General features: G+C 55.8%; 10 protein-coding genes. 9 read left to right on the top strand and 1 reads right to left on the bottom strand.

From position 1 onward, the window contains the following. The first annotated feature begins 17 nt into the window (after positions 1-17). Entirely contained in the window at positions 18-2,093 is a 2,076-nt protein-coding gene (locus tag THISIDRAFT_RS08925) for a heavy metal translocating P-type ATPase (protein WP_006788394.1), read from the top strand. Positions 2,094-2,154: 61 nt separating this feature from the next. On the opposite strand, the gene THISIDRAFT_RS08920 is transcribed toward THISIDRAFT_RS08925, so the two are convergent. Beyond that, the gene (locus THISIDRAFT_RS08920) at positions 2,155-2,571 is read right to left on the bottom strand and encodes an HMA2 domain-containing protein (RefSeq protein WP_139064077.1); all 417 of its coding nucleotides are present in this window, start codon (positions 2,569-2,571) and stop codon (positions 2,155-2,157) included. A 245-nt stretch (positions 2,572-2,816) separates the two neighbouring features. Between THISIDRAFT_RS08920 and ppk1 the strand changes: the two genes are divergently transcribed. From ppk1 to THISIDRAFT_RS08880, 8 genes are all read left to right on the top strand, one after another. Further along, entirely contained in the window at positions 2,817-4,898 is a 2,082-nt protein-coding gene (gene ppk1 / locus THISIDRAFT_RS08915) for a polyphosphate kinase 1 (RefSeq protein ID WP_040853026.1), read from the top strand. A 715-nt stretch (positions 4,899-5,613) separates the two neighbouring features. After that, the gene (locus THISIDRAFT_RS08910) at positions 5,614-7,302 is read left to right on the top strand and encodes an acetolactate synthase 3 large subunit (RefSeq protein WP_040851333.1); all 1,689 of its coding nucleotides are present in this window, start codon (positions 5,614-5,616) and stop codon (positions 7,300-7,302) included. A gap of 12 nt (positions 7,303-7,314) precedes the next feature. Continuing rightward, positions 7,315-7,809 (top strand): acetolactate synthase small subunit, encoded by a 495-nt coding sequence (gene ilvN / locus THISIDRAFT_RS08905; RefSeq protein ID WP_006786208.1) that lies wholly within the window; start codon positions 7,315-7,317, stop codon positions 7,807-7,809. A 130-nt stretch (positions 7,810-7,939) separates the two neighbouring features. Further along, positions 7,940-8,956, top strand: a complete 1,017-nt coding sequence (gene ilvC, locus THISIDRAFT_RS08900) for a ketol-acid reductoisomerase (RefSeq protein ID WP_006786209.1) — start codon at positions 7,940-7,942, stop codon at positions 8,954-8,956. Positions 8,957-9,078: 122 nt separating this feature from the next. Beyond that, positions 9,079-9,711: a phosphatidylserine decarboxylase gene (locus THISIDRAFT_RS08895; protein ID WP_006786210.1), complete on the top strand. Its 633-nt coding sequence runs from the start codon at positions 9,079-9,081 to the stop codon at positions 9,709-9,711. Next, complete coding sequence (pssA, locus tag THISIDRAFT_RS08890) at positions 9,704-10,471, top strand: CDP-diacylglycerol--serine O-phosphatidyltransferase (protein ID WP_006786211.1); 768 nt, start codon at positions 9,704-9,706, stop codon at positions 10,469-10,471. The genes THISIDRAFT_RS08895 and pssA overlap by 8 nt, the downstream gene beginning before the upstream one ends. 137 nt (positions 10,472-10,608) lie before the next feature. Further along, positions 10,609-11,577: an octaprenyl diphosphate synthase gene (gene ispB, locus THISIDRAFT_RS08885; RefSeq protein WP_006786212.1), complete on the top strand. Its 969-nt coding sequence runs from the start codon at positions 10,609-10,611 to the stop codon at positions 11,575-11,577. 406 nt (positions 11,578-11,983) lie between these two features. Then, the coding region (locus tag THISIDRAFT_RS08880) for an IS607 family transposase (RefSeq protein WP_221913988.1) at positions 11,984-12,565 on the top strand (582 nt) is incomplete at its 3' end.

The raw sequence follows: 12,565 nt of genomic DNA, 5'->3' as shown, positions 1-12,565 counted from the left end.
TGTGAGAGATTGCCGCCTTGGATGAATTGCAGATTGAACGCATCCACGCACTGCCCGGTCGGGTCCGCTTTCGCGTCGCCGCCATCGGGCGGGTGGGCTATACACCCTGGTTGCTTGAGTCCTGGATGGAAACCCTGGCCGGGGTACATGAGGCACACTGTAACCGTGGGGCACGCAGTTTGACGGTGCATTATGATGCCCAGCAGCTGCATATAACGGCGGTGCAGGAGCATCTGATCCGCTTTCAGCCTTCACATGTGCCCAGCGATCTTGAACGACGGTCTCGCCCGGCAGATCAGGCATCGCTGATTGCGCATGTGGGCGCACTGGCACTCATGCCCTTTTTGCCGCCGCCGCTGCGTCTGGGTTTGACACTGTTTAATCTGTCCTCGCCGCTGCTCAAAGGGGTGGACACCCTGGTGCATGAAGGCGTCAAAGTCGAGGTACTGGATGCCATTGCCCTAGGTCTGGCGACCGCCAGCGGCAAGCTGTATACCGCGAACATCACGCATTTTTTTCTGCGTCTGGGGGAGTTTCTGGAACAGCGCACCCAGCGTCAGTCAGATCGTCTGCTGCGCAAGCTCCTGCATCCCACGCCGCAAAACACCTGGGTCGAGCGTGATGGCGAACTGGTGCAGGTCAAAGAGCACGAAATCAAAGCCGGTGAAATCATCCAGATTGGTCCGGGCGAAACCATTCCGATTGATGGCTGGGTGATCGAAGGGGTCGCGCTGGTGAATCAGGGCGTGGTGACCGGCGAAGATGTGGCGGTGCGTAAGGAATCGCCCTCGCGGGTGCTTTCTGGCTCGGTCATTTTGGAAGGGCGTCTGCGTGTGGAAGCCATCTGGGTGGGCGAGCAGACCACCACCGCCCGCATTGCCCGCTTTATTCAAGAAGCCCTGACCAAGCGCTCTCACACCCAGCGCCTGGCACAACAGCTTGCCGATCAACGGGTGTATATCACTCTGGCGACAGGGGCGCTGGTGTATGCCCTGACCCGCGATCTCCGCCGCCTGCAATCGGTGTTTTTGGTGGATTATTCCTGCGCCTTAAAACTGGGGCCGCCGGTGGCTTTTAAATCGGCGATGCATCGAGCCGCCTGTCACGGCATCCTGATGAAAGGCGGGGATGCCATTGAGCAACTGAGTCAGGTGGATACCTTTGTATTCGATAAAACCGGCACCCTGACCCACAGCGAGCTCATGGTGACCGATGTGGTGTTATTGCCAACCGCGCATCAATACACGGAAAGCGATTTATTGGCGCTGGTTGCCTCCATTGAAGAACACGCCAATCATCCGGTCGCCCATGCGGTGGTTGAAGCCGCCAAGGCGCGTGCCCTGGAGCATATTTCACACGGCGAAGTGGACTATATGGTGGCTCACGGACTGTCTGCCGAAATCAAAGGCGGGCGCATCCTCATTGGGAGCCGTCATTATCTGGAAGAGCACATGCACCTTAGCTTTCATGAGTATGAGGCCGAGATTGCACAGCTGCACACCGAGGGCAAAAGTTTGCTCTTTGTCGCCAATGCGCATGAACCGATTGGTCTGATTGCCCTGCGTGACACCCTGCGCGCTGAGGCCGCCGAGGTATTGACCCGCTTACGCACTCAAGGCATTAAACATTTAGTGATGATCAGCGGGGATCAGCAGCAAAAAGCGCAAGCATTGGGGGATATTTTGGGCTTTGATGCGGTGTATGCACAGATGGAGCCAACCGCCAAAGCGGAGGTGATTCACGCCCTGCAACAGGCTGGGCATCGGGTGGCTTTCGTGGGCGATGGCATCAATGATGGCCCGGCCTTGACGGCGGCCGATGTTGGTATCGCCCTGCCCAAGGGCGCAGATATCGCCCGTGCCAGTGCTGATATTGTGTTGCTGGATGATCAACTCAGCGCGCTCAATGAAGCACGCGAGGTATCTGTCCAGACCATGCGTTTGATTAAACGCAACTTCAATCTTGCCATCGGCGTTAATACCGCCCTGTTCCTGGCCGCCATGAGCGGACGACTATCGCCCGTAGCCAGCGCGATCATGCACAACGGCACCACCGTCGGCATCCTGCTCAGCGCCTTGCAAAAAGGCCGCTAAATTCGCAGTAAATCACCGTCAGGGCGGATGTTTGCCCTGACGGTGGTTCCCCGATGGGCATCTAGCGCAGACTGCTCGGTAGCGGGCTGGACTTGCCCAGATGCTGGATGACGTCTTTGAGCAGCGACACATTTTCACCGCCCACCCGCTGCATCAATTGCTTGACCAGCACCCGACTGATCAACATCCCGAGCGGTTTGATCTGTTCGTGATAGTGCGGCGGCGAGCGCTCCAGATCAGGCGTTGTTGACAGATAGCCTGCATGCTGCAAGCGGGCAAAAATGGATTCACGGCTGTGTTTGGTGGTGTCGTAATAAATGGTCATACTGCCGGCATGTGGATTCAGGCGTATATCCTGTATGCCGTCTATGGAGGCGCTTAACTGGCGTTTTAGCTGCGGCACGCTTTGCCGGTGAGCGCGAAGCTGTCTGGAACGAATGCGTACCCGGCCTGGGACAAAATGAACATACTGGCTCATCATCATTCACCCTCAAGAAAAGAAAATAATAATAATTATCATTATACTTGCTAATTGAAAACAAGCAAGCCCCCTGCAAGGGATGCCAATGAATGCCTATTTCCTAAACCGATGACGATAACTGCTTATATTTGAAAAAATTTATACACGCTCGCGCTGGGCTTCTATGCGGGATAAACCTGTTTGCCATCAAGTGGCGTTATACTGATACCTTGCCATTATTGGCCTGCCTTTGATAGATGACGATGAATGAGATTGATTTAAGCCATCCCGAGTTATACCTCAACCGGGAATTGAGTCTTTTAGCCTTTAATCAGCGTGTATTGGATCTGGCCAAAGATGATGCGATGCCTTTGCTGGAGCGGCTGCGTTTTTTGTGTATTTCGTGTACCAATCTGGATGAATTTTTTGAGGTACGGGTTGCCGGGCTCAAACAACAGATTCAGCTGGGGGTTAATTCACCCGGTCAGGATGGCTTGAGTGCCCCGGAGCAATTAAGCCGGATCGCACGTCGGGCGCATGATTTGGTGGAGGATCAATACCATACGCTCAATGAAATCCTGATTCCGGCGATGGCGATGCAGGGCATTCATTTTCTGCGCCGCACGCACTGGAATACCGAGCAGGCCGCGTGGGTCAAGGAGTTTTTTGATCGGGAATTATTGCCGGTGCTCAGCCCCCTGGGCCTGGACCCGGCGCACCCCTTCCCGCGCATTCTCAATAAAAGTTTGAATTTTATTGTCACGCTGGAGGGGAAGGATGCTTTTGGGCGGGAAAGCCGCATGGCCATCGTGCAGGCGCCGCGTTCGCTGCCGCGTCTTATCCGACTGCCCAGAGAACTGGCGCAGGGCGATCATGATTTCATCTTTTTGTCTTCCATGCTGCATGCGCATGTGGGCGAGCTGTTTCAGGGGATGAAGGTCACTGGCTGTTATCAGTTTCGCCTGACCCGCAACAGCGATTTGTTTGTGCGTGAAGAGGAGATTGATGATTTATTGATGGCGCTGGAGGGGGAGTTGCCTTCCCGCAATTATGGGGAGGCGGTACGTCTGGAGGTGGCGGATAACTGCCCGCGCAAGGCGGCAGATTTCTTGCTGCATCAGTTTGATCTGGGGTCGGATGATTTGTATCAGGTCAATGGTCTGGTCAATCTCAATCGTCTGGTGGCGGTGCATGAGCTGGTGGATCGCATTGATCTGAAATTCCCGGCCTTTGTGCCCACGGTGTTGCCGTCTTTATCCAATACCGCCGACCTGTTTCAGACCATCCGGCATCACGATGTTTTATTGCACCACCCCTATCAGTCTTTTGTTCCGGTGGTGGAATTTTTGCGTCAGGCCGCCCGCGACCCCGATGTGCTGGCGATTAAGCAGACCCTGTATCGTACCGGCTTGCGCTCACAACTGGTGGAAATTTTGATAGAGGCCGCGCGCAAAGGCAAGGAGGTCACGGTGGTGATCGAGCTGCGTGCCCGTTTTGATGAGGAAGCCAATATTCAGCTGGCCAATCGTCTGCAAGATGCCGGGGCGCATGTCACCTATGGCGTGGTCGGCTATAAAACCCATGCCAAGCTGGCGATGGTCGTGCGCCGTGAGCGCGGCGAATTGTTGCGCTATGTGCATCTGGGCACCGGCAATTATCACGCCGGCACCGCCCGCGCCTACACCGATTATGGTCTGCTCACCGCTGATCGCACCATTGGCGAAGATGTACATAAAGTCTTTCAGCAGCTCACCGGCTTGGGCAAGGTATCAAAGCTTAAAAAACTGCTGCAGGCGCCGTTTACCCTGCACAGCAGTATGCTTGAAAAGATCGAGCGCGAGCGCGAACATGCCCGCAACGGCTTGCCGGGCCTGATCATGGCGCGCATGAACTCGCTGATTGAGCCGGTCTTGATACAGGCACTGTATCGCGCCTCCCAGGCCGGTGTGAAGATTGTGCTGATTGTGCGCGGGATTTGTTCGCTGCGCCCCGGAGTCCCTGGGGTTTCGGAAACGATCGAAGTGCGCTCAGTGATGGGGCGCTTTCTGGAGCATTCGCGAGTCTTTTATTTTCAGAACCACGATCAGCCAGAGGTTTACCTGTCCAGCGCCGACTGGATGCCGCGCAACTTCTTTCGCCGTCTGGAGGTTGCCTTTCCCATCGAGCAACCCGAATTGCGCGAGCGCGTGGTGCAGGAATCCTTGCTGGCCTATGGTGCGGATAACACCCAGGCATGGGTGCTGCAAAGCGACGGCGCGTATGTGCGCATCCAGCCGCAAGAAGATGCCGCGCCACGCTGCGCGCAAAATGAACTATTGGAGCAACTCACCACCAAACAGGCGTAACCCCCTTCATAATCAGTGGGGCTTGGGTCCTTCATACTTGACGTCCTCCTCTCCCTGAAGGAAGAGGATTCCTACGGCGAGGTTGCACAATGCACATACAACACACGCTTCGGTGGGTTCCTGCCCCGAGACCGCCCAAGGAGAAGGCTTGGTTATCGCCGCTAAGCTCCACGCGGGAGCTTTTACGGTGGCGAACCAACCCACCTGCCTGCGCCGCGCGCGTCGCGGCAGGCAGGCGCGGCGCAGGCAGGTGCTCCCCAGGACTCACATTCTCGTCTCTGACAGGCGTCACTTTCGGTCCGCCCGACCGTAGGTTCATAGAACATGACCAGTATAGCGGCGCTATGCGAATCTCCACAAGGGAGATTCCCGCGCCGTGCGCTATCCCTCCTTGGCCTTGCGGCCGGGGTTTCTCGCGGAGAAACTGATGAAAGTTAGGTCTGACGGGATGAAATTCACTGACATTCATATTAGAATCGGTGGTCTTTAATAAAAATTACCGGGTTGCCGTTTCGCTTGGGGTGCGCGGCCTGCCTGCCGCGACGCACGCGGCGCAGGCAGGTGGGTACCGTGTACGATAATTTTGGGTACTGTGGGTGCGGTGTTGGCCCTGGGCCTGAGGTTTGAGCGTTGTGCGCAATCGCATTCATTCAGCGGGCATGATTGCATGTCCGCTGCCTAGCTATTCTCGCCAGCAGGAGACAAAACCGTGGAAATGACCGGTGCTGAGATCTTTGTTCGCTGTTTACAAGAAGAGGGCGTGGATCTCATCTTTGGGTATCCTGGCGGCGCTGTTTTGCATATCTATGATGCACTTTACAAACAGGATAAGGTTAATCACATCCTGGTACGTCATGAGCAAGCCGCTGTACACGCCGCCGAGGGTTACGCTAAATCAACGCAGCGACCGGGGGTTGCGCTGGTGACCTCCGGACCGGGGGCCACCAATGCCATTACCGGGATTGCTGATGCGTATATGGATTCGGTGCCGTTGGTGGTGTTTACCGGGCAGGTGCCCACCAGCCTGATCGGCAATGATGCGTTTCAGGAAGTCGATACGGTGGGGATTACCCGCCCGTGTGTTAAACACAATTTTCTGGTCAAGGATGTCCGGGATTTGGCGATGACCATCAAAAAGGCCTTCTATATTGCAACGACCGGACGGCCCGGGCCGGTGGTGGTGGATATTCCCAAAGATGTGACGGCGGCCCGCTGCGTCTTTGATTACCCGAAAAGCATCAAGATTCGCTCATACAACCCCACCGTCAAGGGGCATACCGGGCAAATCCGCAAGGCGGTTGAGCTGATTTTGCAGGCCAGACAACCGGTGATTTATTCCGGTGGCGGGGTCATTTTGGCCAATGCGTCGAAGTCTTTGACGGAATTTGCCCGTTTGCTGGGGGCGCCGGTGACCAATACCTTGATGGGCTTGGGCGCGTATCCGGCATCAGATCAGCAGTTTGTTGGGATGCTGGGGATGCATGGCACCTATGAGGCCAATATGGCGATGCATCATGCCGATGTGTTGATCGCCATCGGGGCGCGCTTTGATGACCGGGTGACCGGGAATGTGGATAAATTTTGTCCAACGGCGCGCATTGTCCATGTGGATGTCGATCCGGCTTCGATTTCCAAGAATGTCAAGGTCGATATTCCCATTGTGGGCGGGGTGGATCATGTGCTCAAGGCGATGATCAAAGAGCTTGAACATGCTAAGGCCAAGCCGGATCAGGAGGCCTTGAAGGCATGGTGGGCGCAGATTAACGAATGGCGGGCGATGGATTGCCTGAAATATGATCGCAACAGCGAGCTGATCAAACCCCAGTATGTGCTTGAAACACTGTGGCGCGAAACTCAGGGCGATGCCTTTGTGACCTCGGATGTGGGACAGCATCAGATGTGGGCGGCGCAGTTTTATCGCTTTGACAAACCAAACCGCTGGATCAATTCCGGCGGGCTTGGCACGATGGGCTTTGGTTTGCCCGCCGCGATGGGGGTACAACTGGCGCATCCTGGCGAGACGGTGGTCTGTGTCACCGGGGAATCCAGCATTCAGATGTGCATTCAGGAGTTATCCACCTGTTTGCAATACGGCTTGCCGATCAAGGTGATTACCCTTAATAATCGCTTCATGGGGATGGTGCGTCAGTGGCAGGAATTTTTCTATCAGGGGCGCTATTCGATGTCGTATATGGACGCCTTGCCGGATTTCCAAATGCTGGCTGAGGCCTATGGGCATGTCGGAATGCGTATCGAAAAACCCGCAGACGTGGAAGGGGCGATCAAGGAGGCCCTGGCGATGAAGGATCGTCTGGTGTTTATGAACTTCCTCACCGATCAAACCGAAAATGTCTATCCGATGGTTCCGGCGGGTGCGGGCCAAAACGAAATGATTCTGCTGTAAGGCGAGGCAAGCATGCGACATATCATATCCATTCTCATGGAAAACGAATCCGGTGCCCTGTCGCGTGTGGCGGGACTATTTTCCGCACGCGGTTACAATATCGAATCACTGACCGTCGCGCCGACGGATGATCCCACACTATCGCGCATGACGCTGGTGACACGGGGGTCTGATGAGATCATTGAGCAGATCACCAAGCAGCTGAACAAGCTCATTGATGTGGTCAAGCTGATGGATCTTACCGAATATGCCCATATCGAGCGTGAGATGATGCTGGTGAAGATCAAGGTGGCAAACAGTGCGGCCAAAGATGATGTGATGCGTCTGACCGATATTTTCCGGGGGCGCATCATTGATGTCAGCATTGATTCGTATGTCATTGAGCTTACCGGCGATAGTGCCAAGCTGGATGCCTTTTTGGGCATGGCCTCGCCGTTTGAGGTGCTGGAGGTGGTGCGTTCCGGGGTGATGGGCATTGCCCGTGGCGATATTGCCTTAAAAATGTAGTCTGCCTGCCTGCCGCGACGCACGCGGCGCAGGCAGGTGGGTGTGTGCTGCCTTAGCGGCTTTAACCGTCTGGCGCTGCAGGCGAATGATCTGACCTGGAGCGCCGTTTTTTCATTTGGGGATTTTGAATATGCAGGTTTTTTACGACAAAGACGCCGATCTTTCTATCATTCGTGGCATGAAGGTCGCCATTGTGGGCTATGGTTCACAAGGGCATGCCCATGCCAATAATCTGAAAGACTCTGGCGTTGACGTCACCGTGGCGTTGCGTCCGGGGTCGGCCTCGGCCAAGAAGGCCGAGCAGGCAGGGTTGCCGGTCAAAGACATTGCCGCTGCGGTGGCAAGTGCGGATGTGGTGATGGTATTGGCCCCGGATGAGCATCAGGCCTCGCTGTATCGTGAGCAGATTGCACCGAACATGAAACAAGGCGCTGCCCTGGCGTTTGCGCATGGCTTCAATATCCACTTTGAGCAGATTCAGCCACGCCCGGATATGGACGTGATCATGATTGCGCCCAAAGGGCCGGGGCATCTGGTGCGTTCGACCTACACCCAGGGCGGTGGCGTTCCCAGTCTGATTGCGATTTATCAAAACGCCTCCGGACGTGCCCGCGATATCGCCCTGTCCTATGCCAGCGCCAACGGCGGTGGCCGCGCCGGCATCATTGAAACCACCTTTAAAGACGAAACGGAAACCGATTTATTTGGTGAGCAGGCGGTGCTGTGTGGCGGTGCTACCGCGCTGGTGCAGGCCGGGTTTGAAACCCTGGTTGAGGCCGGTTATCCGCCGGAAATGGCCTATTTTGAATGCCTGCACGAGCTTAAGCTGATTGTGGATCTGATGTATGAAGGTGGTATTGCCGACATGCGCTATTCGATCTCCAATACCGCAGAATATGGCGACATCTCACGCGGGCCACGGGTGGTCAATGAGCAGACCAAGGCGGAGATGAAAAAAATCCTCAAAGAGATCCAGACCGGCGAGTTTGCCCGTGAATTCATTCTGGAAAATCAGGCCGGTGCGCCCAAGCTCAAAGCCAGCCGCCGCATCAGTCGCGAGCATCCGATTGAGATCGTCGGTCAGGGGCTGCGTGATATGATGCCCTGGATCAAAGCCAATAAAATTGTCGATAAAGACAAAAACTAAACCATTTCGGCGCGAGGGCTAAACGCTGTAGCGTTACATCTCTCGCGCCGTGTCTGGATCAACCCCCTTGGCCGCGTTCGATCAAGGGGGCCTGAGTTAGTGCGTTAACATCCCTCAAGGCTATGCTACCGATTGCTCCTGAAGGCCGCGTGTTTGTCACCCTGGCCGCGCTGATTCTGGCGGTCAGCCACATCCTGTTATCGCCTGCGTTGGCCTGGCCAAGCTGGGTGCTGATGGCAGCGGTTTTATTTATCTTTCGTGAACCTCGGCGCAGTGAAAGCCAACGCCCCTTACAAGGGGTGCTCAGCCCGGTTGATGGCGTGGTGCAAGAAATTACTGAACACGAAGACCCCTACCTGCAGCGGCCCAGCCTTCGCATCATCATTAGGCAAGCGCGCCTTGGCCCGTTTAATCTACGCTACCCGGTTGAAGGCAAGGTCAAGGCCCGCTGGATCAAAGGGAGCCAGCACAAAGACCGACCCACACCGGCGGATCGCTTCGCCCTGTGGCTACATACCGATGAGCAGGAAGATATCGTCTGCGCCCTGGATACGGCAGGATTCCATCTCCTGCGCAGCTCCGTACAAACCGGGGAACGTGTCGGGCAAGGGCGGCGTTGCGGTTTTTTGGGGTTAGGCGGTCGTCAGGTCGAACTTTATCTGCCGCCCGACTGCCGCAGCGAGGTGCGCCCAGGTCGCGCCGTTAAAGCCGGGCTGGATCTCATTGCCACACGGATAGCCCGCCCGCATGACTGATTCTGATAAACCCGTAACACACGAGCAGGTCGAGCAACTCAAAAAAAATCGTGGCATCTATCTACTGCCCAATCTGTTCACGACGGCCGCGCTTTTTGCGGGTTTTTATGCGATTATTGCGGCCGGCAATGGGCAGTTTACCGAGGCCGCCATTGCGGTCTATGTCGCCATGGCGCTGGATGGCATTGACGGGCGTGTCGCCCGCATGACCAACACGCAAAGCGCCTTTGGTGCCGAATACGACTCGCTGTCTGATATGGTGTCGTTTGGGTTGGCCCCGGCCTTGGTGATGTATCAATGGGCCTTGTCTGGACTGGGGCAAATCGGCTGGATTGCCGCATTTTTTTATACCGCCACCACCGCCTTGCGCCTGGCCCGGTTTAATACCAAGCTCGGCAGTGCCGATAAGCGTTTTTTCCAGGGCTTACCCAGCCCGGCGGCGGCGGCCCTGATGATGGGGATGGTGTGGGTCTGGCATGATCTGGAAGTCAGCGGCACGCAGCTGATGATCCCGGCCTTGGTGATCACCGTTTTTGCAGGGGCCTTGATGGTCAGCAACCTCACCTACTTCAGCTTCAAGGATATGGATTTTCGCCATCGTGTGCCTTTTTTTGTCGTGTTCGCCATGTTAGCTGCTATTATGTTGACGGCCCTGGACCCGCCCAAGATCTTGTTTGCCGGATTTTTGCTGTATGCCCTGTCCGGACCGGTGCTGTCTGTCATTCGCTGGCGTCGCAAACGCCAACGCATGGCACCCTAAAGGCAAGCGCTGATCCTCGATGGGCAGCGGTTGTTGCACACTGTTACGCAGCCCCTGAATACATGCGCCCCTCAGACCTTGACACGTTCGGGGGCCATTCTAGGATTCCGATTTCCTATGTGCCTGTTTATTGACCCATGGAACTAACCCAGATACGTGATCTTATTGCCGATGACATGCAGGCAGTCAATGACTGTATTTTGCAGCGTCTGCAATCCCCGGTTGTGCTGATCAACCAACTTGGTCATTACATTGTTCACAGTGGCGGCAAGCGGCTGCGCCCCATGTTACTGCTCCTGTCATCTGCAGCCTGCGGTTATCCGGGACGCGAGCATATCCAGTTTGCCACCATCATTGAATTCATTCACACCGCGACCTTATTGCACGATGACGTGGTGGATGCCTCGGAAATGCGCCGAGGGCGCGAAACCGCCAATGCCATTTTTGGCAATGAAGCCAGCGTCCTGGTGGGCGATTTCCTTTATACCCGCGCCTTTGAAATGATGGTGGAGCTTGGCAGCATCCGCGCCATGCAGATCCTTGCCAATGCCACCACCACCATCGCCGAGGGCGAAGTCATGCAGCTGCTTAACTGCCATGACGCCGACACCACCGAGGCGCGTTACATGGACGTCATCCAGTTCAAAACCGCCAAACTGTTTGAGGCCTCCAGCCGTCTGGGCGCGGTGCTGGCGGAACGTCCCCGCGAGGTTGAGCAAGCCATGGCGCTGTATGGTTTGCATCTGGGCACGGCCTTCCAGCTCATTGACGATGTGCTGGACTACAACGCCACCCCGGAGGAAATGGGCAAAAACATGGGTGATGACCTCGCCGAAGGCAAACCCACCCTGCCGCTGATTCATGCCATCCGTCATGCCGATGCGACAGGTGCCGGGATTGTACGCCGGGCCATCGAAGAAGGCGGACGCGAACATGCAGACGCCGTACTGGAGGTACTACGCCGCTGCGGCTCTTTTGAATACAGCCGCGAAATCGCCATCCGAGAAGCCCATCTGGCCATCAGCAGCCTGGATGTCCTTCCCCCTAGTCCAGCCCGTGACGCGCTCACAGCACTCGCTCAGTTCTCCGTGAAACGCCACTACTGACAACTGCGCCAAATTCCTCATTGCTTGGGAGTCTTACCTTTGCGGACCGCTCCCAAGCACGCCCCCGCCGATATAGGCACCGTTCCAGCCCATCCTGGCCCCATGCTCATCTCAGCCTCATGACCCCCCGCGACCACAGATTTTGACACCCCCTGGAAATAAGCCATTGAATACGGGCTACACGACTTTATTCTTTTGTTTTTTCCGGAGATACATCATCAAATCAACTGGCAACACCCCTATGAACTGCTCGATAAAGATCGGCATAAAGGCTTTTTGCCTTATTGCATACTGGGTGATGGCCTGAGTGATCAAGGGCAGGATCTGAAAGATACCCGCCCTTGATGATGAGAGGAGCTAAAAACTGTTGCTTGATTTTTTTCTGCAAATATCTATAATCGCTTATATGAGCAAGATATATCGCATTAACGAGTTTGCGAAACGGATCGGAAAAGCACCCTCGACAATTCGGCGCTGGGAGCGCGAGGGGAAGCTCGTCGCAAAGCGCCATCCTTCCGGACATCGCTATTTTGACGCAGCGGATGTGCGCTTGATGCTTGGTGGGGCGCCCCGTGAGCGGGATGTCGTGGTCTATTGCCGGGTTTCTAGTGCCGGACAGAAAGACGATCTCGCTTCGCAGGTACAAGCGATGGAAACCTACTGCCTGGGCGCGGGGATTGCGGTGGATGAATGGATTCAAGAGATCGGTGGCGGAATGAACTTCAAGCGCCAGCGGTTTCTTGGCTTGGTTGATCGGATTCAGCGTGGTGAAGTGCGCCTGCTGCTCGTGGCGCACAAAGATCGGTTGATGCGCTTTGGCCTTGATCTCTTTGCGCACCTGGCGGATGAAAACGGCTGCAAGATCGTGGTGGTCAACCAGGAATCGCTCTCGCCCGAGCAGGAAATGGTCGAGGATTTATTGGCGATTGTGCATACCTTTTCTTGTCGGCTGTACGGGATGGGCAAATACAAACAATCCATCAAGGAG

This window comes from Thiorhodospira sibirica ATCC 700588, from assembly GCF_000227725.2.
Classification (GTDB): domain Bacteria; phylum Pseudomonadota; class Gammaproteobacteria; order Ectothiorhodospirales; family Ectothiorhodospiraceae; genus Thiorhodospira; species Thiorhodospira sibirica.
This window is presented reverse-complemented; position numbering and strand designations above follow the sequence as displayed.